The following is a 20,944-nucleotide window of genomic DNA, read 5'->3' as shown; positions in this document are numbered from 1 at the left end:
CACCATGAGAATCACACGAACCCGCGGCGGTGCCGCCGCGAGCACGGAGTCGTGCGCCCCGGGCAGGGGTGACGGCCCACCGGCGACGAAGGCCGAACTCGACCGGCTGTACCGCAAGATCGCATTCCGCCTCCTGCCCTTCCTCTTCGTCGCCTACATCGTCAATTCGATCGACAGGGTGAATATCTCGTTCGCCAAACTCCGCATGATGGACGACCTCGGGCTCAGCACCGCCACCTACGGACTGGGCGCGTCGCTGTTCTTCGTCGGATACGTCCTGTTCGAGGTGCCGAGCAACCTCTACATGCAGCGCATCGGCGCCCGGGCGACCGTCATGCGCATCATGATCCTGTGGGGCCTGATCACGGTGGCCACCGGTTTCGTCACCGCCCCCACCCAGCTGTACATTCTCCGATTCCTGCTCGGTGCGGCCGAGGCCGGCTTCTTCCCCTGCATCATCCTGTACCTGACGTATTGGTTCCCGGCAGCGCGACGGGGCCGGATCACGTCGATGTTCGTCCTCGCCGTCCCCGCCGCCGGGATCCTCAGCGGACCCCTCGCCACCTGGATCATGAACACGTTCGACGGTGCGCACGGCCTGCACGGCTGGCAGGTGCTGTTCGTCTACGAGGGCATCCCGGCTGCGCTGCTCGGCGTCCTCGCCTGGTTCCTCCTGCCCGACGGGCCCGCCGACGCCAAATGGCTCACCCCGCGTGAACGAGACGTCACGGCAAGCGAACTCGTTACCGAGAACACCGCCCGGCACGCCGGCGAGCCAGCCGGTAGCGTTCTGCGCCGGCTCCTGACGGACCGGCGGGTGTACATCGCGGGCTTCGTGTTCTTCGCCATGTACGCGGGGTTCAGCGTGTTCTCGTACTGGACTCCCACCATCCTCGAGGGGCTCGGTGTCACCGACCTCACGACGATCGGCACCCTGAGCACGCTGCCCGCCGCGGGTGCCGTGATCGGAATGATCGTCAACGGCCGGAGTTCCGACCGCCGCCTGGAACGCCGGTTCCACGTCGCGGTGCCCCTGGTGGTCGCCGGATTCTGCTTCGCGGCCCTGCCACTGACCCAGACGAGTGTCCTGTGGTCGATGGCTCTCCTCACGGTGGCCGCCATGATGTGCTTCGGCACCCTGCCGGTGTTCTGGACGGTGCCGCCGTCGTACCTGTCCGCGGCCACCGCGGCCGGCGGGATCGCGCTCATCAGCAGCATCGGCGGTGTGGCCGCTTTCGTCACCCCCAACGTCATCGGGCAGATCACCACGGCGACGGGGAACCTCTACGACGCCCTGCTCGTCATCGCGGCCCTGCTGATGGTCGCCGCCGTCGTCATGGTGAAGGGAATCCCTGTCACCGTCCTGAAGGAGCACCGCTCCGCCGCCCCCTCCGAACTGTGAAAGGTCCGATTTCCATGCCTGTCTCGGCGCCCCATGCCACTCTCTCGCTGGCGGCGATCGTCGCCGAGTCCGCCCGGAAGTACCCGCACGACGTAGCCGTCGTCGACGGCGATACCCGGCTGACGTACCGGGACCTGTGGGACCGTGCCCGCCGGGTGGCCGCCGCCCTGCACGAGCAGGGGGTGCGGCCGGGTGACCGGGTCGCGCTGATGATCGGCAACGTCGCCGAGTTCCCGGTCGTGTACTTCGGAATCCTCGCTGCGGGAGCGGTGGTCGTCCCCGTCCACCTCCTCCTCACCGCCACCGAGGTGGCGTACGTGCTGCGCGACAGCGAAGCGAAGCTGATCGTCTGCCACGGCCCGACCACCGAGGTGGCCATCCTCGCCGCCGACGAGGCCGGCGTGGCGGTCGCGGCGGGTGGTGCGCTCTCCGAAGGAGGCACGGCCACAGTCGGTTACGAGTCTCGATCGCCCGAGGATGCCGCCGTCGTCTTCTACACCAGCGGCACGACGGGCGCGCCGAAGGGCGCGGTCCTCACCCACCTCAACATGGTCCTGAACGCCACGGTGTCGGCACTCGACGCGAACGACGTCCGCAAGTCGGACATCGTGCTCGGCTGCCTTCCGCTGTTCCACGCGTTCGGCCAGACGGCCACCATGAACGCCGCCTTTCGGATGGGGGCGACGATCGTCCTGCTGCCCCGCTTCTCCGGCGACACCGCGATCGAGATGATGGTCCGGAAAGGCGTCGACGTCTTCCACGGGGTGCCGACGATGTACATCGCACTGCTCGACGCCGCTCGGGCCGCGGACTGCGCCCTCCCGTCGCTGCGCACCTGCATCTCGGGTGGCGCGTCGCTGCCCGTGAACGTGCTCGACGAGTTCGCCGCCACGTTCGCGACGACCGTGTACGAGGGGTACGGTCTGTCGGAGACGGCGCCGGTGGCGTGCGCGAACCAGGCCGCGTTCGGCACCCGGCCGGGAACAGTCGGCAGGCCGGTGTGGGGTGTGGACGTCGAGATCGCCGACCCCGAACGGGAACTCACCGTCGAACTGCTTCCCGACGGCGAGGTCGGGGAAATCGTCATCCGCGGGCACAACATCTTCGCCGGATACCTGAACCGCCCGGACGCGACCGCCGAGGCCGTCGTCGACGGCTGGTTCCGCACCGGCGATCTCGGGACGAAGGACGCCGAGGGCTTCGTCACCGTCGTCGACCGCAAGAAGGACGTGATCATCCGCGGCGGATTCAACGTCTACCCCCGCGAGGTCGAGGATGTTCTCTCGACACATCCCGCCGTGTCGCAGGTCGCGGTGATCGGCCTGCCCGACGCCACCCGCGGCGAAGAGGTCTGCGCGGTGGTCGTCCCGGCGGATCCGACCGCCGGAATCGATCCGACGACGTTGATCGAATGGAGCAGATCCCGTCTCGCGAAGCACAAGTACCCGCGACAGGTGCACGTCGTGGACGTGCTGCCGACGGGACCGAGTCACAAGGTACTGAAACGAGAGCTGCGCGAGACGTTCTCGCGCTCCTGACCCACGAGGAGAAGAACATGCGAATGAAGGACAAAGTGGCCGTGGTGACCGGCGCCGGACCGGGCCTGGGCAAGGCGATCGCCGTCACCCTGGCCCACGAGGGCGCGAAGGTCGTCATCTGCGATGTCAGCGACGCATCGTTGGACGAGGCCCGTCGCGAGATCGAGGAAGCCGGTGGCACCTGCCTCGCCGTGCGCTGCGACGTGTCGTCGAGTGCGGAGGTCCACGACCTGTTCGCGGCCGCGGTCGAGCAGTTCGGCACCGTGCACGCGCTCGTCAACAATGCCGCGCTGACGCCCAACCGGCCGATCGACACCGAGCGTCGCAACACGCTCTACGCCTACCTGCAGACCCCGGTGGAACGCGACTCGCTCCGGTTCACCAGCGAGATCACCGACGAAGAATGGTTGCGGTACTGGGACGTCAACGTGCACGGCGTGTTCTACTGCACCCGTGAGGCGCTGCGACTGATGGAACCGCAGCGGTACGGGCGCATCGTCAACATCGCGTCGATCGCAGGCATCTCGGCGCGCAGTGCGCACAGTCCGCACTACAGCGCCACCAAGGGCGCGGTGGTCGCGTTCACCCGCTCCGTGGCGTTGGAGGTGGCAGGCGCGAACATCTTCGTCAACGCGATGGCGCCCGGCGGCGTCGCGACGCCCGCCTTCAACGGCTACCTCGAGCAGATCGGCGAGACCGGCCGCAACCGGCTCTGGCAGAGTTGCCCGGCGGGGCGCTTCGGGTCGGTCGACGAATACGCCTCCACGGTGCTGCATCTCGCGAGCGACGAGCACTACCTCGTCGGGCAGGCCATCAGCCCGAACGGCGGCTCCGCGATCTGATCGCGCTCGCCCCGGGTCGCAGCAGCACCACGATGAGACCCGACAACCCGGCGACGACGACGGCCAGCACGACGAGCGTCGTGTGGAACGCGCTGTCGTAGGCGTCGACCGCGGTCAGCCCTTCGTCGACGCGGCGGGTGGCGAGGCCGGTGAGCAGCGCCGCGTACACGGCCACCGCGAGGGCCTCGCTGCCCAGCCGCATCGTGTTCACCACCCCCGCAGCCATACCCGCCTTTTCCTCGGGGACGAGTGCGAGTGCCTGACCGTCGACGAGACCGGCGGACAGTCCCATGCCGGATCCCGCGAGCAGCAGCGGCACCGCGATGACCGCGACCACCGTGTCGGGGCCCGCCAGCAGCAGCCCCAGGTCGCCGGCGATCAACGCTCCCAGGCTGATCCAGATCACGACGAGCGGGTTCACCCCGGCGCCGACGGCGCGGCCCGCCGCGAGCGGGCCCACCACGACCGGAATCGTGAGGAGCACGGTCACGAGGCCCGCCTTCGCCGAAGACTGTCCGGCCACGTACTGGAGGAAGGTCGGGAAGTAGGTGAGCAGCGTGACGAAGCCGAACGACGCTGCCACCGGAACGAGGCACAGTGCCATGAACCGCGGGTGGGTGAGCAATTCGAGATCCAGCAGCGGGGCCGGGCGTCGCGATTCGACGCGGGCGAACCCGATCAGCAGCGCGATGGCGAGGACGAACGACGCCACTACCGCCGGGCTGCCCCAGCCCCAGGGCCCGCCCTGGACGATGCCCACCATCGCGGCGAGCAGACCCGTGAGGTTCGATGCAAGGCGAACCTTCGGTCTGGTGGTCGAAGACCCGAACCTGGAGGTGCGCAGTGCCCGACGCCGAGGGACATCCCGCAGTCGACGAGATCGAACTGGTCTCCGTGCTCGCCGCACTCGCCGACCCCCTGCGACTGGAGGTCGTGCAGAAGCTCTTGGTCGAGGCCGAAGGCGCGGAACGTCACTGCACGTCGTTCGGGCTGCCCGTGTCCAAGTCGACCCGCAGCCACCACTTCAAGGTCCTGCGCGAGGCGGGGCTGATCAAGCAGGTCGACCGCGGCAATTCCCGGATGGCACAGCTGCGCAGATCCGACATCGACGCCCGCTTCCCGGGGCTCCTCGACGCCGTGGCGACCGCACCCGCCTGAGCGGATTCCACACCCGTGGTGATGATGACGTTCTCAGGCGCCGGTTCCGAACAGCATGCCCAGCACGTAGGTGGCGGCGGCTGCGCCGTACCCGATTGCCAGCTGGCGTAGCGCCCGTTTGACCGGGGGTCCACCCGACAGCAACCCCACCACCAGGCCGGTTCCGAGCAGCGCGACGCCGACGAGCGCGGCGGCGACCACGAGCGCGGCAGTCCCTTCCATCCCGAAGAGATACGGCAGCACGGGGATCACCGCACCGGACGCGAAGAAGCAGAAACTCGCCGCCGCCGCACCGAGTCCGGTGCCGATGGCCTCGTGCTGGTCGACGGCCTCCGAACCCGAAACAGCCTCGGGCTGAACAGCTCTCTTCAACACGTCGGCGGCGCGTTTCTCGGCGTCTTCGGCGGGCATGCCCCGCGCCCGGTACACGAGTGCGAGTTCATTCGCGTCGACGTCGAGGAGCGGCACTGCCGCGCGAGCCCCCTCCCCCGGCGCCGACGCCTCGAGCAGTTCACGCTGCGACCGCACGGACACGTACTCGCCCGCACCCATCGACAACGCGCCCGCGAGCAGACCGGCGAGCCCGGTCAGCAGCACGATGTGATTGTCGACGCCGCTGCCGCTGATACCGAGCACCAGGGCGAGATTGCTGACCAGGCCGTCGTTGGCACCGAACACGGCAGCACGAAACGTGCCGGACAGACGATTTCGCCCACGGGCCGCCAGCGCCCGCACCACTTCTTCGTGGATGCGCTCGTCCGCGCCCATGGCGACGGTGGCGTCGACGTCGGTCAGGTATGGCGACCGGGTCTCCACGCGTTGCGCGAGGGCGAGCACGAACACCGATCCGAACCGCCGGGCCAGCACTCCGAGGATGCGCGTGCGGACGTCACCGCGAACGGGTTTGCCGACGTGCTCGCCGAGCAGTGCACGCCAGTGCGCCTCGTGCCGTCCCTCGGCGTCGGCGAGCGCCAGCAGAATCTCGCGTTCCTCACCGGTGCGGCGTTTCGCGAGATCGCGGTAGACGGCCGCCTCGGCACGTTCGTCGGCGAGGTAGCGACGCCACTTCCGGACCTCACGCGGACCGGGATCCGGTCGTGCACCCGCAACCATCGTGAGCCTCCCGATCGTCGACGCGTCGAAGCCTACCGACGCGACTACCGCACCGCGGCGGTTCGAGGTCAGTCCCCGGCGGCGAGGGCCTTGCCGAGCGAGTCCTCGGGTTCGGAGACCACCACCGGATCGCGCCGGGACAGCAGGTCGAGGACGGCCTTGGGCCGGGCCAGCGATTCGCGCACGGTGTTCCTGGCCATCGTGATCGGGCGGCATTCGCACCCGGCGTTGACGCCGGCGACATCGATCCCGGCGCCGCGGCACAGCGCGACCGCGCGGGGGACGTGGAAACCCTGAGTGACGATCAGCGCCTTGGTCACTCCGTATGTCTGGACGGCCCGAGCGCACGTGTCGTAGGTGTCGAGCCCGTACCGGTCGCCGACGATCCGGCTGCGGTCGATGCCCTTCTCGACCAGGTATTCCGTCATCGCCGCGATCTCGTCGCCGGACCTGCCCGCGCCGTCGCCCGAGACGAGCACCGCCCGCGCCCGCCCGTCCTGCACGAGGCGGACGGCGACGTCGAGGCGCCCGGCCAGATACTCCCGGGGTTTGCCGTCGCGTACCTGCGCACCGAGAACGATGACCACCGGGGCTTCGGGTGCGCCCTCGACGTCGTAGACGTGCCCCTCGGCCTCGCGCGAGATCCACACCGTCGAGGCCGCGACGACGAGGACCGCGAGCGCGCCGAGGCCCGCTCCGATGCCGACCAGTCGGCGGACGATCCGTCGTTCCCCCATGCCGCCATCAAACCACAGGGTCAGGCGACGGCCGGCTCTTGCGGGGCGCGCCGCTCACGCAGTCCGGATACCAGGCACAGTCCGAGCCCGAACAGGATCCAGCAGGTCAGCACGAGCAGGCCCGCGCCGGCTCCGTGTCCGTCGAAGAACGCCGTCGACCGCACCACGGTTCCCGCCGCTCCGGGCGGCAGGAGCTGACCGAACGCGCCCCACCCCGAGGGCAGCCACGCCGGGGAGGTCGCCAGTCCCGACAGCGGGTTGGCGAGGAACATCATCGTCACCGCTCCGAGCGCGAACCCCGCGATGCCCAGAACGGATTCGAGTCCGAGGACGGTCAGGGAAATGGCGGCGATCCCGAGGATGACGGCACCGGACGTCGTCCAGTAGTCGCCGTCGACGCTTCCGAGACCGAACTGCAGAATTGCGGTCAGCGCCAGTCCGGCGCTCACGGCGAAGAGCACCGCCCCCGCCACCCTGCTCGTGACGCTGTGCGGAAACAGTCGCACCAGCACGATCGCGGGGATCATGCCGCCGAAGACCAGCGGAAGCGCCATGCCGCCGAGGCCGGCCCCGGCAGGGTCGTCAGCCGTCAACGGAACGACGTCCTCGACCGGAACAGGCTGTCCCGCAGTCGCGCTCATACCCGCCGCGAGACCGTTCATCGTCTGCGCGATGGGCGCCCCGCCTGCGCAGGCGGACAGGACCTTCATGCCCTCCGGTGTCGCGACGATTCCGCCGACCACCTCCCGGTGCTCGATCGCCGTCCGGACCGCCTCGGCGTCCGCGAACCGCTCGGTGGCGAAGACCCCCGGGCGGCCCGCGTCGAGTGCGGCATCGATCCGGGTGACGGCCGCGTCGGGCCCGGCGACGCCCAGCCGCAGGTCGTGCGGGCCGCTGTGGACGGCGGGCAGCGCGAACGCCAGCAGCATCACGGCGATCACGGCGGTGAGTCCCAGCACGACGGCGATCATTTTCACCGGATCGGACGGGCCGTTGCTCGTCTGCCCGGCGGGCTCGACGCGCGGGTCGAGTGTCCCGGTATCCGCAGCGCTCATCGGACTCCCCTTCAACTAAGTGGAGGAAATTCCTCCAGTACTTGTGGAGAATATTCCTCCGGTTATGCTGGGTTGTCAAACGAGAGAGGTGCCCCCGATGCGAGCCGACGCGCTGGAACGCCGCAACACCCTGATCAAGGCAGCCCGGGCGGTGTTCGCCGACCGCGGGCACGACGCGCCGCTCGACGCCATCGCCGCGCACGCCGGCGTCGGAATCGCCACCCTCTACCGGAATTTTCCGAGCCGGGACGACCTCGCCCACGCCGTCGCCCGCACGACGCTCACCGAGGTCCGCGAACTCGCAGCCCGGGCGCTGGACGAGTGCGCCGACGACCCCGAGGCGGCATGGCGACGGTTCGTCGACGCGGTGGTCGATCTGCGGATGGGAGCGTTGGTGCCCGCGCTGGTCAACAGCCTCGACGAACTACCGCCCGACGTGCGCGACACGCGGGAGCAGACGAAGGCGTCGGTCACCGAGCTCATTCACCGGCTCCAGGAGTTCGGGCTCATCCGCGAGGACGTCGTGCCGCTCGAGATCATCATGGGGATCGCGATGCTCACCCGGCCGCACGTGCTGATGTTCGAGGACACGACGGCCAATCTCGTTCCGCGGCTGATCACGGTGTTCCTCGCGGGGTTGCGCCCGGACGGGTCACCGCTGCCGCCGCCGATCCCCCCGGCCGCGGATGTACTGTGACGAACATGCAGCAAGGGGGGCCTCTGCCACAACCATGGAATCATCCACGCACCGGTGACGAACAGCGCCCGTCACTGAACGGCTGGGACGTGGCGGCGTCGGCGGCAGCGATCGTCGTCGCGGTCGCGGTCGCCAGCATCTCCGCGGTCGCGGCGTTCTTCTGGCTGCTGTTCCTGGACTACTGCCCGCCCGAATCCTGCAGCGCCGAGAACGCGTGGATCGCGGTGTGCGTCGCACTCGCGGTCGCGGCACTGGTGACCGTGATGGGCGGCGCGGTCACGATCGCCCGCATCGCGCGCCGCACGCTCGCGTGGCCGGTGGCGTGCGGGACCCTCCTCCTCTGCGCGGGCGCGTGCGCGATCGGATTCGCCGGTTACGTTTCCGCGACCGGAATCTGAGCGCCCTCAGGCCACGTGATGGTGGTCCGTCCGGCTGATCGCGACGGCCGAGACGATCACACCGACCACCACACCGACGAGCGTGTCGACGACGCGGCTCACCGCGATGTCCGGCGCCACCGCCGAGCCGAGACCCGTCAGCAGCAACGCCATGGGAGTGATGGCGACGGACGCGAACGCGTAGTTCTTGATGACCACCAGTTCGGTCACGGTCTGCAGCACCACGATCACCACGACGGTCTGCCAGTACCCCATCGCCGCGGCGATCAGCCCGGCGGCGAGGACGGCGCCCGCCACGTTGCCGACGAGACGTTGAATTCCCCGCTGCACCGTCTGACTGAAGTTGAACCCCTGCATCGCGGCCATCGCACCCATCGACGCCCACAGCGGATGTTCCAATCCCACTGCCACACAGATCCATCCGGCCAGCGCGGCAGCGGCGGCGATGCGGGCGGCATTGACGATCCCCTCACGCGACCGCAGCCCCCGGACACCTTCCGCGAGGAAGCCGACCGGCTTCGGCAGCGCCGCGGCCTCCGCAGTGAAAGACGGAAGGTCGCTGCGGCGCTTCACCTTACGAAGCTCCGACTCGTGGTCGACGAGCGCACGCAGGGTGTCGTGGTCACGCTCGTGCGCCCACCGGTCGACCACTGTGTCCGCTTCGGCGAGGAGCGCGAACAACTGGTGGGAGTGACCGTCCCGGCCCCGGCCGCTGTGCGCGATCACGTCTCGCGCGTTGTCGATGGCCTTGCGGGCGGCCGCGATCGCGGAGACGTCGTGCGCACGTTCCAGCTTTGCGACGGCGGCGAGCGCCCGCGCCGCCGCCAGTCGCGCGGGACCGAGGGGAACGAACAGGCAGGGGGTCATGGCGGCGATCCAGCCCACGACGACACCGGTCGCCACGGCCACGACTGCCGGCCCGAGATCGGCGAGCCGCGTCGAGTACCCGGCCGCCGCGGTGGCCGCGAAGATCAGGATGACGGGACCGGGGCCGGCGATCCGGAACGCCGCCAGCAGCCATGCGGCGATCCCCGACGCCACGGCCATGAGCGCTATCTGCAGCCAGAGGGACAGTCCGGCCGCACCGAGGAGTGCTCCCCCGGCGACGAAGACGACGAGTGCGACACCGACGAGACCCGTCTTGCGGGCGAGCCGCGGGTACGGCTCGTATCGGCCGAATGCGGCGGTCAGCGCACCCAGCGCCGCGAAGCCGGCGAGGTTGCCGTGCCCGAGCAGGCCGCCGATCACCAGCACCAGAGCCGTCGCCGCACCCACCCGCAGGGCGGGAGCGATGGTGGCGTCCGCGGTCCGGACCTCGAACGCCCGGCGCCACGTCGACGGCGCCACCGAGTGGGCCAGCGCCCCACGGGAGTGATGGAGCCGGCTGAGGTCGGGTGCGTATCGAGGAGAAGCCTGCATGACCTCAGCGTACCGTATACTTCACTAGTAAAATAGTTGTGAAATAGTGTGAAGTTGATCGCTACGATGGTTTTCATGAGCCCTGCCCCACGTCCGGATGAGGATTTCACCGATCGCGTACGACGCGAATGGGCGGAGACCCATCCCGACGTGGACACGTCACCGATCGAGGTGATGGGTCGCATCACCCGGATCGGATCCCAGGCCCTGCAGCAACTCGACCGTGCCCTCGACGCGAGCGGGGTCTCGAGGGCCGAGTTCGACGTCCTGTGCGTGCTCGCCCGGAGCGATCGACCCCTGCGGGCCAGCGAGGTCACCGCCGTGACCATGCTCAGCGGCGCCTCCACTACCAAGCACGTCGACCGCCTGGGCAGGCTGGGGTTGGTGGAACGGCTGCCCTTCGAACGGGACGGCCGGGTCGTGCTGCTCCATCTGACCGAGGCCGGACGCGCCCTCGTCGACACCGAATTCCCGCAGCGCGTCGAACGCGACCGGCAATTCCTCGAGGGACTGGACGAGGACGAATGCGCGGTGCTGGCGGGTCTGCTCCGGCGGATCGCCGCCAACGTCGAATCCGGACTGCGCCCGTAGTCCGTGTCAGGGAACGATCTTCCGCGCCCGCAGGTCGCGGAAGATGTCGAGGAACATCTGCTCGGTCTCGACGTGACGGTGGAAACCGAACCTGCGCGCCTTCGACCCGTCCGCGATGACGTCGTAGTCCCAGCCGAAGACGAAGTCGCCGAACGCCCACGACGACACGTCCGAGTACGGCGTCGGCGCCAGTCCGTGCTTCGCGACCAGGTCGTTCCACACCCGTTCCTTGTCGGCCATGACGACGTCCATCGACATCGGCAGCGGCGGCGCGACGTCCAGTTCGAAGAAGTCGGCGATCTTCGGCAGCATCTCGTCCCAGCGGAACAGATCGCCATTGTTGATGTTGAAAGCCTGATTCGCGCACTCGGGCGTGGTCGCGGCCCAGACGGTCGCCTCTGCCAGCAGTCCGGCATCGGTCATCTCGATCAGACTCGTGTACGCGCCGGGCCTGCCCGGAAAGCGCAGCGGCACTCCGAGTTCCTTCGACATCGTGGCGTAGACGGCGATCACGAGCGCGAGGTTCATCGGGTTCCCGAGCGCGAATCCGCACACGACCGAGGGTCGGATCGCGGACCACGTCCAGCTCTTGCCGCGCTGACGGTCCTCGAGGAACTGCTGCTGATCGACGTTGAACTCGGGCGGCATGTGCGGCGGATCGCTCTCCCGTGCCGGCGTCTTGAACGGTCCGAGGTGGGCGCCGTAGACCTTGTAGCCCTGCATCAGACTGATGTGCTCGAGCCCGGCGGCCACGGGTTCGAGCGCGTTCACCGTGTTGACGAGCATCGCGACGTTGGGCGCGACGAGCTCAGCCCACGACGAACGGTCCTGGTAGGCGGCGTAGAAGATGTGGGTCGCGTCGCGGAGTTCGGCCAGCTTCTCGGCGGCGTCACGCTCGTCGAGCAGATCGACCGCGATGTGCCGCACCCGGTCGGTGTCGGGTCCGCCTCGGCGCGACAGTCCGACGATCTCCCAGTCTCCGGTCGCCTCGAGGTGCTCGATCAGATTGCCGCCGATCACCCCGCGCGCACCGACGACCACTGCCACTCTGCGCTTCGACATCACTCGACTCCTATCGGTATATCGCGAAGTTGCGATATATGGAGTCAAGCACATATATCGGAAAATCGCGATATAGCGGTACGCTGGTTCCCGTGAGCGAACTTCCGGACCCCGACGACCTCGCCCTCGTCTTCAAAGCGCTGTCGAACCCGACCCGCGTGCGCATCCTGCAGTGGTTGAAGGACCCGGACAGCTTTCCCCCGCAACTCGAACCCGCGGAAGAGGTGGGCGTGTGCCTGAAGCACATTCAGGCACGGGCCGAGGTCTCCCAGTCGACGGCGTCGCAGTACATGGCCGCCCTACAGAGCGCCGGCCTGGTCACCAGCCATCGGATCGGCCAGTGGACCCACTATCGCCGCAACGAGGACCGGATCAGTCGGCTCGCCGACCACATCCGCACCGAACTCTGACGCCTCAGGGCATCTCCACGGTCTCGGCGCGCGCGATCTCGTCGAGCGCCCGGCGCACGTAACCGTCGGCGGGCACCTCCGCCGCACTCAGCAGATCGGCGATCACCAGGATCGCGGCCTCCACCGCACGCTCCGGTCTGCGCGGGTTCTCCTCGACATCGGCCACACCGAGGGCGCCGGTCAGCACCGTGACCAGCGAGTCGACGTCGACGGCCGGAAACCAGAGTGCCGCCGCCCGCGCGCAGCGGGTGAGCACGTCCTGCACGTCCTCCCCCGTCAGACCGTCCGGGTGCAACGTCTCGAGGAGTTCCCGGATCACCCCCGCCAGCACCGCACCGACCTGCTCCGCAGGCAGGGCCGCCAATTCCTCCGTCGCCTCGGTCAGCGCCGCTGCATCCGACGCACGCGCCGCGACGATGGCGGCATCCAGCGCTTCGGCGATGTCACGCGCGACAGCGGGCCAGTGAGTGGGCCACATCCGGTAGATCCTCTTCTCGTATCCGTCGATCAGGCACTCACTGTGCCACGAGGCACCGACAGTCAGCGCAGCCGCTCGATCAGCCGGAGCGCGTCGAACGGGGCGTACCCCTTCATGTCGTTGTCGAAGTAGGCGAAACAGTCGAGCCCCTGCCCGCGCCACCGCTCGATCTTCCGCGCCCACTCGTCGAGGGCCTCGTCGGTGTATCCGCTCGCATACAGTTCCTTGTCACCGTGCAACCGCAGGTAGACGAAATCACTCGTGACCGCCTCCACGAACGGGTACCGGCCCGCCGTGTCGGCGACGACGAACGCGACGTCGTGCGCGCGAAGCAACTCCTTCGCCTCCTCCGCCTCGAAGCTGTGGTGGCGAACCTCGAGCGCATGACGGACGGGGCGGTCGGCGTCGGTTTCGGTCCACGTCCGGTCTTCGGCGAGTTTGTCGTCGTGCCGCGCGGCGACTGTCGCGGCCTCCGCAGTCGTCCGCGGCAACTGGTCCAGGAACGCTGCGAGGCTCGCCGCGTCGAACGCGAGCGTCGGGGGCAGTTGCCACAGCAGCGGTCCGAGCTTGGGGCCCAGCGCGAGCACCCCTGAGGCGAGGAAGTTCGCCAGTGCCGCCTCGACACCGACCAGCCGCTTCATGTGCGTGATGTAGCGCCCGCCCTTGACGGCGAACACGAAATCGTCCGGCGTCTCGTCACGCCATTTCGCATAACTCGTCGGCCGTTGCAACGCATAGAAGGAACCGTTGATCTCGATGGACGTCAAACGCCCCGCGGCGTAGGCCAACTCCCTGCGATGCGCGAGGCCTTCCGGGTAGAAGTCGCCGCGCCACCCGGGATACGTCCAGCCGGAAATACCTACGCGGGCCTGCGCCATCTCCCGACCCTAGCGCCGGAACCTATTGCATGTGGCCCGTCCCGGGAGAACCATGAGAAGACCCCACAATCGAGGAGGCACCGATGCCGAGATACCTCTGGCAGGTCACGTACTCACCCGAAGGCGCGAAAGGACTGCTCACCGAAGGCGGCACCGCACGACGCGACGCGATCACCCAGATGGTCGAAAGCGTCGGGGGCACAGTCGAATCCTGCTACTTCGCACTGGGTGGCCGGGATCTGTTCGTGATCGGTGACGTGCCCGACGACGTGGCCGCCGCCGCGCTCGGCATCCGCACCACCGCCTCCGGGGCGGCACGGTCGGAATCGGTGGTGCTGTTGACACCGGAGCAGGTGGACGACGCGGTGCGCCGCGACGCCCAATACCGGGCGCCCGGCAGCTGATCGACCTCACCGCCTGCGGCGGCGAATATCGTTCTGCAGGATGATGTGCGGCCGCGGAGTCGGCCGATACCGTCGAGCCACGTCTGCCGACCAGACCTACTCGACCACGGTGAACCCGTTCACCACCGACTCCGTTCGCCGTGCCCTGTTCGCGCCGAGCGCGCTGCTGTTCCGGTCGTGGCTCCACCAGATCTGAGATGCCGGAATGAATGTCCGCGAGCGAAGGTTGCACGCCACATGACGGATACCTCAGGAGAAACCCCGCAGCTCGGACAGTTCGGCGTCTGGCGTCACGCCGGCGGATTGGCACCCGAAGTGGGTGTCGCGATCGAATCGGCAGGTTACGGCGCGATCTGGATCGGCGGCTCGCCGCCGGCCGACCTCGACGTCGCCGAACGCCTGCTCGACGCGACGTCCACCATCACCGTCGCGACCGGCATCGTGAACATCTGGACCGCACCCGCCGACGAGATCGCGACCTCCTTCCACCGGCTCGAGGCCCGTCATCCGGGGCGCTTCCTCCTCGGCATCGGCGTCGGCCATCCCGAACAACCCGGCCTGAACTACAGCAAGCCGTACGCCGCGCTCGTGGAGTATCTCGACGTCCTGGACGCCGCCGGGGTCCCGGCGGGGCGACGCGTGCTCGCCGCGCTCGGCCCGAAGGTGCTCGAACTGTCGGCGGCCCGCGCCGCAGGCGCCCACCCGTACCTGACCACTCCGCAGCACACCCGGGAAGCGCGTGAGCTGCTCGGTCCCGGTCCGGTGATCGCACCGGAGCAGAAGGTCGTGCTGGACACCGATTCGGAACGGGCGCGCCCTGTCGGACGTGCGGCGGTCGAGAATCCGTACCTGCACCTGCGCAATTACGTCAACAACCTGAAGCGGCTCGGGTACACCGACGAGCAGATCGCGAACGGCGGCAGCGACGAGCTGATCGACGCCCTCGCCGCCCACGGCGACGCCCCCTATATCGCCGGCCGCCTCCGCGAACATCTGGACGCGGGCGCCGATCACGTCGCGATCCAGGTGCTGCCCGCCGGTGACGATCCCATCCCTGCGCTGCGGGAACTCGCGGGCGCGCTGGGACTCTGAGTTCTGCTAACGAAATAGTGTGATGGCGGGTACCGCATACTGAAAAGCGTTCGCCGAAACGGTCGGGGTATGGTCCCCTTCTGAACGGCAGGCAGGACTGAACGCAAGGTAGGAACTGTGCACGAGCCAACGCCACGTCCGGTCGGCCCATACGCTTCGGGGCCGCCACCTGCAGCCCTGACCGTGCATTCGGCGACTCTCGACCGGTTCCGCGCGGCGGAGTTGTGGCGGGCGCTGGTCATCGGCGTGGTCGTCGTCGCCTACACACTGCTCGCGCTCGTCACCTGGCCCGTCCGGCGTCGCGGCCGCACCCTCGCGGACGCGGCGTCGGAAGGCCTGGTCAACGGATTCGAGGTGCTCGGCCCGACGTTCGTCAAGGTCGGGCAGCTGATGGCGTCGTCCTCCGGCGTGTTCCCCGCCCCGCTGGCCAACGCCTGCCTGCGATGTCTCGACGACGTGCCGCCGGTGTCCGCGCAGGAAGCCCGCCGGGTGATCGAGGCAGACCTGGGACATCCCGTCGACGCGCTGTTCGCGTCGTTCGACGACGTCCCCCTCGCCGCCGCCTCCGTCGCACAGGTGCACGGCTGCGTGCTCCCCGACGGCCGGGAAGCCGTCATCAAGGTGCAGCGCCCCGACATCTTCCGTCGCATGGTGGTGGACCTGCGCACCGCGTACTGGGGTGCGCGGATCCTCGAGAAACTCTTCGAGTTCTTCCGCATCGCCAACGCCACCGCCATCATCCGCGATCTCCACGCGGCCACGATGACCGAACTCAACAGCGCGGTGGAAGCCGACCGGCAGGCCCGGTTCAGGACGAACATCGGGGCCTTCGGCGAAAACAAGGGCGTCACCACCCCGGAGGTGTACTGGGACTACTGCGGTCCCCACGTCATCTGCATGGAACGCATGTACGGGCTGCCGCTCGACCGGTTCCCCGACCTCGTCCACATGGACACCCGCATGCTGATCCGCCGCGGTGTCAAGGTGTGGATCGAGTCGGTCATCCTGCACGGCCCGTTCCACGGCGACGTGCACGCCGGGAACCTGTGGGTCCTCGACGACGGGCGCATCGCGATGCTCGACTTCGGCATCGTCGGTGAGCTACCCGAATCGTGGCGGCAGATCCTGCGCGACATGTTCTACGCGACCCTGATCGACGGCGACTTCTCCCGGATGGCCCGCGGAATCCGCAGCCTCGGCTACGCGCAGGACAACGACGCCACCGACGACGAGATCGGCCTCCAGGTGGCCGCCGCCCTCGCCCCCCTGCTGGGCCGGGACCTCGGCGAGCTGCGGCTCAGCGAACTCATCATGGCGCTGATCGGCATCGGCAAGAAATGGGACGTCGCCAGCCCGGAGGAACTCGTCCTGTTCGGGAAGCAACTCGGCTACTTCGAGCGCTACGCCACCGAACTCGCGCCCGGCTGGGTTATCGGACAGGACTTGTTCCTGTTCCGCAACGTCTTCCCGGACGCCGTCGCCGCGAAGGCCCGCGAACTCGGAGTGGAACTACCCGACGAGTGACTCGTGTCGTTGCGTCACCCGACTACACCCGCCGACTTCGCGGCGCGCAGCCAGTCGGGGAACTCGCTGAGCAGGCGGCGGTACAGTTCGGCGTCGTCGATCCTGTCGAGGTCGTCGACGGCGAAAAACCCGGCGTTGTCGAGGGTCCGCCCGTCGAGGGTGTCGAGTTTCTCGAGCAGTCCGTAGTCGGCGCGGCCGATTCCGACGAACTGCCAGAACGCGGGCAGACTCGACGCCCGGCGCATGAGTTCGCTGATCTTGGCGCGCTGCTGGAATCCGCCGTCGGTGAAGAACAGCACGAGGGTGGGGGTCCCGCCCCGCGGCGGCAGACTGGAGACGATGTCGGTCATGATCGGCAGTTCGTCGTTGTAGCCGCCGATCGCCTTGTAGTCGATTCCGCCGTGGACGCCGCCGAGATGCAGGAACGTGTCGCACCAACTGTCGACCTCGTGGACGGCGATGTCGGGCAGGCGCGCGAAGTTCTTGGCGTAGAGATACGGTTCGAGGCGACCGTCGTCGTCGATCTGCGTGGCCACCGGCACCATCCGCTCGACCACCCGGTTGATCGCCCGGGTCGAATACTGACGCCGCATGCTGCCCGTCTTGTCGATCACCAGAACGACCCGGGCGCGCGTCTCACCTGCACCCTTGTGCAGCAACACCTTCGCGACTTCACGCTTGCGCATGTCGAGCTTCTGCCGCTTCTCGAACGTCAGACCCAGCTCGTCCGGCACCGTTCGCACGGCAACATCGTCGGCGGAGTCGGAATCCGTCACGTCGACGCCGTGCTCGGTGACGAGGACAGCGAGCCCGCCGTCCCACCCGGCCGAGACGTTGCGCACCTTCCATCCGGAACCACGCCGATACACCTCGACGAGTACGGCGGCGCGCTCGGTGCTCAGCCCGGACGCGTCCGCCCCCAGCGACACTCCGGAGTTCTCGATCACAACGCCCAACCCGACGCGATCGGCGAGACTGCCGGGCACCGAGTCGTCGAGGGCGACGGCGATACTGAGCTTGTCGATGTCGGCGGGCACCGCCGCGAGATCGAGGTCGACGCCGTCTGCCGCTGCCAACCGCACGGCCCCCTCGGGTGAACTGGGGTTGTTGAAGAAGACGAAATCCCCGTCGGACCGCACCCGTCCGTTCGCGCCGAGTTGGAAGACCATCAGGTCGACCTCGCCTCGGCGGGCACCGGCGACCGCGACACTCGTCGGCGAACAGACGATCTCGACGTTCTCGCCGCGCGCAAGACGTGTCACGGTGCACTCACCTTTCGTGGCCGGTCAGCGAATCCAGCACCGACGCCCGGTGGAGGGGGTGGTCCGGGAGCCGGTCGGGGGTCAGGATCCAGTCGTTGCCGGTCCACGGGTCGGAGACGGTGAGGACCCCCGACGTCGGAACCTGCTGGGCGATGCGTTCGAGCACCGCGACTCCCGGATCCGAAGCGGCGCCGGCGCTGTCACCGACGATGATCAGCGACGTTCCGACCGCGGGACCGTGGTCGGCGAGGTGCACGATGCGGGCGGCGTCCTCGGCGCCGTACCCGTGCGGGAAGTCGCCGAGGATCACCAGCCGCGGTTCCGGCAGGGTGCCCCGGATTCCGCTGCGGGCCGCCATCTCTGCGAGGTCGACACTCTCGGACAGCGCGGTGAGCCGGGCGGTGATGTCGGAGGCCGCGGACACGACGGGCGAGGCCAGGAGCGCCCCGAGGGGGTCGGTGAACGTGCGCAGCGAGCCGCTGAGGTCGACGACCTCCAGCCGCCCCGCCGCCGCGGGCGATGCCACCAGCATGCGCGCGGCCAGCGCCGCGACCACCGGTGCGGCCTCGGCCGGTTCGCCGACGATCCACAGAGGACGCCCCAGCGGGTAGTGGACGCAGAACGGAACCCGCAGTTCGCCGAGGTCGGGTGCGGACAACTCACCGAGCCTCAGGCCGTCCGGCACGGCGCTGCTCGTGACTGGGTTCGTCCACGCGGCGGATTCGAACGTCGCCAGCGACCGCGGCAGCAGCGGGTCGATGACGCGGAGTTCCTCGGCCAGTTGCGAAGTCTCGCCGTCGAATTTGCGTTGTGCCTCGGCGACGAGGGCGTCGGACCGCTCCTGCGCCCTGGCCTGCGACTGCGCGACCGCCGGACTGTTGCGGGTGGACGGGTCGGCCACCGACGCGGACAGTTCGTCGTCCAGCCGCGCCTGCGCGTAGTCGCGGGAGGACCGGAACGAGGCCGCCGACCGGGCGGCGTCCTCGAAGATCATCCACGCTCTCTCGAACGAGTGGGCCGGGTCGAGCGGGATGCCCGCCGGGCCGGCCGTCGCCGGAACCTCCTCGGCGACAGCATTCGCGGGTTCGTCCACGTCGACGCCGTGCCTGGTGACGAGTTCGGCGAGGCCGCCGTCGTATCCCTGCCCGACGGCACGGACCTTCCAGTCGGTGCCGCGGCGGTAGATCTCCAGGCAGATCGCGGCAGCCTCGGAGCCGACCAGAGGGACGTCGAAAACGACCACGGTAAGGCCGCTTTCATCGGTGAGCGTGGCCGACAGGCCCTCGCGGGCCAGCGTCGCCGGACCGGTCGGGGATGCCGGATCGACACTGACCACGCAGAGCACGCCCGCCGCGGCGGCGTCCACCTCGTCCATGTGCAGCCGGACCGTTCCATCCGCGTCGAGTTCCACGCCGGCGGCGCGCCGCTGGTTGTAGAACACGAAATAGTCCGAGGACAGCGCGCGGAGATCGCCGTCGACGATCAACGCCGAGACATCGACCGGTGTCGCGCCGACCGCGCGGAAACGCAGTACGCGCGACGGCAGCGGGGCGTTCTGCCCCGGAACGAGGTAGACCGTCACCAACCGCCCCTAGACGCCGAGGAACCGGGCGAGTTGAGGCGCGGCCTCACCGGCGTGCTTGGCCTGGATGCCCTCACCGATGGCCTGCAGCTTCCATTCGCCGCCCACCCGGTACACCTTGGCCATCACCATTCCCGTGAACGGCATCCCGCCCTGCAGCGTGAACCGGGCGAGTTCGGCGTTCGACGTGGTGTCCACCAGGCGGCAGAACGCGTTCTTCACCTGCTCGAACGTGTGCCCCCGGTACGACGTCACGATGAACACGATGGTCGAGACGTGCGGCGGAATGCGGGTGAGATCCACGAGGATCACCTCGTCGTCGCCCGCGCCCTCGCCGGTGAGGTTGTCGCCCTGGTGCCGGATCGACCCGTCCTTCGACGTCAGCTGACCGTAGTAGGCGACGTCGACCATGTTGTTGTCCGCGAACAGGACCGCCGACGCGTCGAGGTCGACGTTGGCGGAACGGTTTCCGAACATGCCGCGCTTCTCGATCGGATCCCAGCCGAGTCCCATCTGGATGTACGTCAGCGCGACGCCACCGTCCTTGCGGAGCGTGACCTTCTGGCCCTTGCTCAGGCTGACCGGCCGCGACTTGGTGAGACTGACCTCGGCCGGAGCGGCGGGGGCAGCAGGAGCCGGGGGTGCAGGCGGTGCCACCGGTGCGGCGGCCGGCGGCGGGTAGGCAGCAGCGGGGGCGGCCTGCGGTGCCGGCGGCTGCTGGACCGGGGCGGCCGCGGGTGCGGGTGCGTCGTCGACGGACACGCCGTGATCGGTGACGAGTGCGGCGAACCCGCCGGCGTAACCCTGCCCGACGGCCCGCACCTTCCAGGCGCCCTGGCGTCGGTACAGCTCGAGCGCGATGACGATCGACTCGGAGTTCAGTCCGTCGATCCGGTACTCGTACAGCGCGTTTCCGGCGCCGTCGGCGACCCGGGCCGTCGGCGGCGCGGAGCGGCCGAAGTTGCTGGTGGCGTCGTCGAGGGTGATGACCGCGCGCACCTGGGCGATGTCGGCGGGCACCGCGCCGAGGGACACCTTCAGCGACGCCGCCTGTCCGGGGGCCCCGGGCACGAGTTGCACACCGGGACCGGACGGCTGGTTGAAGAAGACGAAGTCGGCGTCCGAGCGGACCTTCCCCGAGTCCGTGACGAGCAGCGCGGACAGGTCGGCGGCGGCCGTCAGCTCCAGGGAGACGATGACGTCGTCGACGCTCAGTGGGCCGTTCTGGCCCTTGGCTAGCGGAGTGGACACTGCGGTGGTTCCTTCACTGTGGGAGCGTCGGGTTTGTCCCGTTTGGCCTGT

The 20,944-nt window shown here is 68.9% G+C and carries 23 protein-coding genes; 12 read left to right on the top strand and 11 right to left on the bottom strand.

Going from position 1 to position 20,944, the window contains the following annotated elements; all coding sequences use genetic code 11:
- The first annotated feature begins 4 nt into the window (after nt 1-4).
- The 3 genes from BLV94_RS34655 to BLV94_RS34645 are packed head-to-tail and all read left to right on the top strand — an operon-like array spanning nt 5 to nt 3,782.
- Nucleotides 5-1,402 carry an MFS transporter gene (locus BLV94_RS34655; protein ID WP_083395771.1) on the top strand — a complete coding sequence of 466 codons (1,398 nt, stop codon included), beginning with the start codon at nt 5-7 and terminating at the stop codon, nt 1,400-1,402.
- 14 nt (nt 1,403-1,416) lie between these two features.
- The gene (locus BLV94_RS34650; RefSeq protein WP_072946419.1) at nt 1,417-2,940 is read left to right on the top strand and encodes a long-chain-fatty-acid--CoA ligase; all 1,524 of its coding nucleotides are present in this window, start codon (nt 1,417-1,419) and stop codon (nt 2,938-2,940) included.
- Nucleotides 2,941-2,957: 17 nt separating this feature from the next.
- On the top strand, nt 2,958-3,782 hold the full coding sequence (locus BLV94_RS34645; RefSeq protein ID WP_072946349.1) for an SDR family NAD(P)-dependent oxidoreductase: 825 nt from the start codon (nt 2,958-2,960) through the stop codon (nt 3,780-3,782).
- Here the strand turns inward: BLV94_RS34645 and BLV94_RS34640 are convergent.
- Nucleotides 3,754-4,545 (bottom strand): MFS transporter, encoded by a 792-nt coding sequence (locus BLV94_RS34640; protein ID WP_244163731.1) that lies wholly within the window; start codon nt 4,543-4,545, stop codon nt 3,754-3,756. The two genes, BLV94_RS34645 and BLV94_RS34640, sit on opposite strands and share 29 nt — an antisense overlap.
- Before the next feature lie 80 nt (nt 4,546-4,625).
- Here BLV94_RS34640 and BLV94_RS34635 point away from each other — a divergent pair, with 80 nt between their 5' ends.
- The gene (locus BLV94_RS34635) at nt 4,626-4,940 is read left to right on the top strand and encodes an ArsR/SmtB family transcription factor (RefSeq protein ID WP_072946420.1); all 315 of its coding nucleotides are present in this window, start codon (nt 4,626-4,628) and stop codon (nt 4,938-4,940) included.
- A gap of 33 nt (nt 4,941-4,973) precedes the next feature.
- Here BLV94_RS34635 and BLV94_RS34630 read toward each other — a convergent pair whose 3' ends face one another.
- The 3 genes from BLV94_RS34630 to BLV94_RS34620 form a co-directional block, all read right to left on the bottom strand.
- Complete coding sequence (locus tag BLV94_RS34630) at nt 4,974-6,053, bottom strand: VIT1/CCC1 transporter family protein (protein ID WP_072946350.1); 1,080 nt, start codon at nt 6,051-6,053, stop codon at nt 4,974-4,976.
- A 68-nt stretch (nt 6,054-6,121) separates the two neighbouring features.
- Nucleotides 6,122-6,790, bottom strand: coding sequence for a SanA/YdcF family protein (locus BLV94_RS34625; RefSeq protein ID WP_072946351.1), 669 nt, complete (start codon nt 6,788-6,790; stop codon nt 6,122-6,124).
- Nucleotides 6,791-6,810: 20 nt separating this feature from the next.
- Nucleotides 6,811-7,845, bottom strand: coding sequence for a hypothetical protein (locus BLV94_RS34620; protein WP_072946352.1), 1,035 nt, complete (start codon nt 7,843-7,845; stop codon nt 6,811-6,813).
- Nucleotides 7,846-7,942: 97 nt separating this feature from the next.
- Between BLV94_RS34620 and BLV94_RS34615 the strand changes: the two genes are divergently transcribed.
- On the top strand, nt 7,943-8,542 hold the full coding sequence (locus tag BLV94_RS34615) for a TetR/AcrR family transcriptional regulator (protein ID WP_072946353.1): 600 nt from the start codon (nt 7,943-7,945) through the stop codon (nt 8,540-8,542).
- Between the two features lie 5 nt (nt 8,543-8,547).
- Nucleotides 8,548-8,940, top strand: coding sequence for a hypothetical protein (locus BLV94_RS34610; RefSeq protein ID WP_244163730.1), 393 nt, complete (start codon nt 8,548-8,550; stop codon nt 8,938-8,940).
- A gap of 6 nt (nt 8,941-8,946) precedes the next feature.
- Here the strand turns inward: BLV94_RS34610 and BLV94_RS34605 are convergent, their stop codons facing one another.
- On the bottom strand, nt 8,947-10,359 hold the full coding sequence (locus BLV94_RS34605; RefSeq protein WP_072946354.1) for an FUSC family protein: 1,413 nt from the start codon (nt 10,357-10,359) through the stop codon (nt 8,947-8,949).
- Nucleotides 10,360-10,425: 66 nt separating this feature from the next.
- On the opposite strand from BLV94_RS34605, the gene BLV94_RS34600 reads away from it, so the two are divergent.
- Nucleotides 10,426-10,950 (top strand): MarR family winged helix-turn-helix transcriptional regulator, encoded by a 525-nt coding sequence (locus tag BLV94_RS34600; RefSeq protein ID WP_072946355.1) that lies wholly within the window; start codon nt 10,426-10,428, stop codon nt 10,948-10,950.
- 6 nt (nt 10,951-10,956) lie between these two features.
- Here BLV94_RS34600 and BLV94_RS34595 read toward each other — a convergent pair whose 3' ends face one another.
- On the bottom strand, nt 10,957-12,012 hold the full coding sequence (locus tag BLV94_RS34595; RefSeq protein ID WP_371851573.1) for an SDR family oxidoreductase: 1,056 nt from the start codon (nt 12,010-12,012) through the stop codon (nt 10,957-10,959).
- A gap of 92 nt (nt 12,013-12,104) precedes the next feature.
- Here BLV94_RS34595 and BLV94_RS34590 point away from each other — a divergent pair, with 92 nt between their 5' ends.
- Complete coding sequence (locus tag BLV94_RS34590; protein WP_072946357.1) at nt 12,105-12,422, top strand: ArsR/SmtB family transcription factor; 318 nt, start codon at nt 12,105-12,107, stop codon at nt 12,420-12,422.
- 4 nt (nt 12,423-12,426) lie between these two features.
- Here BLV94_RS34590 and BLV94_RS34585 read toward each other — a convergent pair whose 3' ends face one another.
- Together BLV94_RS34585 and BLV94_RS34580 are read right to left on the bottom strand one after the other, a co-directional pair.
- Nucleotides 12,427-12,900: a hypothetical protein gene (locus BLV94_RS34585; protein ID WP_072946358.1), complete on the bottom strand. Its 474-nt coding sequence runs from the start codon at nt 12,898-12,900 to the stop codon at nt 12,427-12,429.
- A 62-nt stretch (nt 12,901-12,962) separates the two neighbouring features.
- A complete protein-coding gene (locus BLV94_RS34580; RefSeq protein ID WP_072946359.1) occupies nt 12,963-13,778 on the bottom strand; it encodes a DUF72 domain-containing protein in 816 nt (271 codons plus the stop codon).
- Between the two features lie 83 nt (nt 13,779-13,861).
- Here BLV94_RS34580 and BLV94_RS34575 point away from each other — a divergent pair, with 83 nt between their 5' ends.
- The 4 genes from BLV94_RS34575 to BLV94_RS34565 all read left to right on the top strand — a co-directional run bounded on the left by BLV94_RS34575 (nt 13,862) and on the right by BLV94_RS34565 (nt 16,798).
- Nucleotides 13,862-14,182 carry a GYD domain-containing protein gene (locus BLV94_RS34575; RefSeq protein WP_072946360.1) on the top strand — a complete coding sequence of 107 codons (321 nt, stop codon included), beginning with the start codon at nt 13,862-13,864 and terminating at the stop codon, nt 14,180-14,182.
- Nucleotides 14,183-14,222: 40 nt separating this feature from the next.
- Nucleotides 14,223-14,378, top strand: a complete 156-nt coding sequence (locus tag BLV94_RS49710) for a hypothetical protein (protein WP_167372204.1) — start codon at nt 14,223-14,225, stop codon at nt 14,376-14,378.
- Between the two features lie 41 nt (nt 14,379-14,419).
- Entirely contained in the window at nt 14,420-15,274 is an 855-nt protein-coding gene (locus tag BLV94_RS34570) for an LLM class F420-dependent oxidoreductase (protein WP_072946361.1), read from the top strand.
- A gap of 117 nt (nt 15,275-15,391) precedes the next feature.
- Nucleotides 15,392-16,798 (top strand): ABC1 kinase family protein, encoded by a 1,407-nt coding sequence (locus BLV94_RS34565; RefSeq protein ID WP_072946362.1) that lies wholly within the window; start codon nt 15,392-15,394, stop codon nt 16,796-16,798.
- A gap of 14 nt (nt 16,799-16,812) precedes the next feature.
- Here the strand turns inward: BLV94_RS34565 and BLV94_RS34560 are convergent, their stop codons facing one another.
- From BLV94_RS34560 to BLV94_RS34550, 3 genes are read right to left on the bottom strand one after another with little or no spacing between them, the layout of a single operon-like run.
- Nucleotides 16,813-18,060 carry a vWA domain-containing protein gene (locus BLV94_RS34560; RefSeq protein WP_072946363.1) on the bottom strand — a complete coding sequence of 416 codons (1,248 nt, stop codon included), beginning with the start codon at nt 18,058-18,060 and terminating at the stop codon, nt 16,813-16,815.
- A 7-nt stretch (nt 18,061-18,067) separates the two neighbouring features.
- A complete protein-coding gene (locus tag BLV94_RS34555) occupies nt 18,068-19,642 on the bottom strand; it encodes a TerD family protein (protein WP_072946364.1) in 1,575 nt (524 codons plus the stop codon).
- Nucleotides 19,643-19,651: 9 nt separating this feature from the next.
- Nucleotides 19,652-20,893, bottom strand: a complete 1,242-nt coding sequence (locus BLV94_RS34550) for a TerD family protein (protein ID WP_072946365.1) — start codon at nt 20,891-20,893, stop codon at nt 19,652-19,654.
- Nucleotides 20,894-20,944 lie beyond the last annotated feature (51 nt).

The organism is Rhodococcus koreensis, assembly GCF_900105905.1.
Taxonomy (GTDB): Bacteria; Actinomycetota; Actinomycetes; order Mycobacteriales; family Mycobacteriaceae; genus Rhodococcus_F; species Rhodococcus_F koreensis.
The sequence above is the reverse complement of the archived record's forward strand: the minus strand, read 5'-3'. Positions and strand labels throughout refer to the sequence as shown.

What these genes read in the sequence shown, in the direction of transcription:
- BLV94_RS34650 (WP_072946419.1), top strand. Translation starts at nt 1,417, where the DNA reads ATGCCTGTCTCGGCGCCCCATGCCACTCTCTCGCTGGCGGCGATCGTC.
- BLV94_RS34640 (WP_244163731.1), bottom strand. Translation starts at nt 4,545, where the DNA reads ATGGTGGGCATCGTCCAGGGCGGGCCCTGGGGCTGGGGCAGCCCGGCG.
- BLV94_RS34610 (WP_244163730.1), top strand. Translation starts at nt 8,548, where the DNA reads ATGCAGCAAGGGGGGCCTCTGCCACAACCATGGAATCATCCACGCACC.
- BLV94_RS34570 (WP_072946361.1), top strand. Translation starts at nt 14,420, where the DNA reads ATGACGGATACCTCAGGAGAAACCCCGCAGCTCGGACAGTTCGGCGTC.
- BLV94_RS34655 (WP_083395771.1), top strand. Translation starts at nt 5, where the DNA reads ATGAGAATCACACGAACCCGCGGCGGTGCCGCCGCGAGCACGGAGTCG.
- BLV94_RS34585 (WP_072946358.1), bottom strand. Translation starts at nt 12,900, where the DNA reads ATGTGGCCCACTCACTGGCCCGCTGTCGCGCGTGACATCGCCGAAGCG.
- BLV94_RS34620 (WP_072946352.1), bottom strand. Translation starts at nt 7,845, where the DNA reads ATGAGCGCTGCGGATACCGGGACACTCGACCCGCGCGTCGAGCCCGCC.
- BLV94_RS34630 (WP_072946350.1), bottom strand. Translation starts at nt 6,053, where the DNA reads ATGGTTGCGGGTGCACGACCGGATCCCGGTCCGCGTGAGGTCCGGAAG.
- BLV94_RS34645 (WP_072946349.1), top strand. Translation starts at nt 2,958, where the DNA reads ATGCGAATGAAGGACAAAGTGGCCGTGGTGACCGGCGCCGGACCGGGC.
- BLV94_RS34615 (WP_072946353.1), top strand. Translation starts at nt 7,943, where the DNA reads ATGCGAGCCGACGCGCTGGAACGCCGCAACACCCTGATCAAGGCAGCC.
- BLV94_RS34625 (WP_072946351.1), bottom strand. Translation starts at nt 6,790, where the DNA reads ATGGGGGAACGACGGATCGTCCGCCGACTGGTCGGCATCGGAGCGGGC.
- BLV94_RS34575 (WP_072946360.1), top strand. Translation starts at nt 13,862, where the DNA reads ATGCCGAGATACCTCTGGCAGGTCACGTACTCACCCGAAGGCGCGAAA.
- BLV94_RS34600 (WP_072946355.1), top strand. Translation starts at nt 10,426, where the DNA reads ATGGTTTTCATGAGCCCTGCCCCACGTCCGGATGAGGATTTCACCGAT.
- BLV94_RS49710 (WP_167372204.1), top strand. Translation starts at nt 14,223, where the DNA reads ATGATGTGCGGCCGCGGAGTCGGCCGATACCGTCGAGCCACGTCTGCC.
- BLV94_RS34595 (WP_371851573.1), bottom strand. Translation starts at nt 12,012, where the DNA reads ATGTCGAAGCGCAGAGTGGCAGTGGTCGTCGGTGCGCGCGGGGTGATC.
- BLV94_RS34605 (WP_072946354.1), bottom strand. Translation starts at nt 10,359, where the DNA reads ATGCAGGCTTCTCCTCGATACGCACCCGACCTCAGCCGGCTCCATCAC.
- BLV94_RS34580 (WP_072946359.1), bottom strand. Translation starts at nt 13,778, where the DNA reads ATGGCGCAGGCCCGCGTAGGTATTTCCGGCTGGACGTATCCCGGGTGG.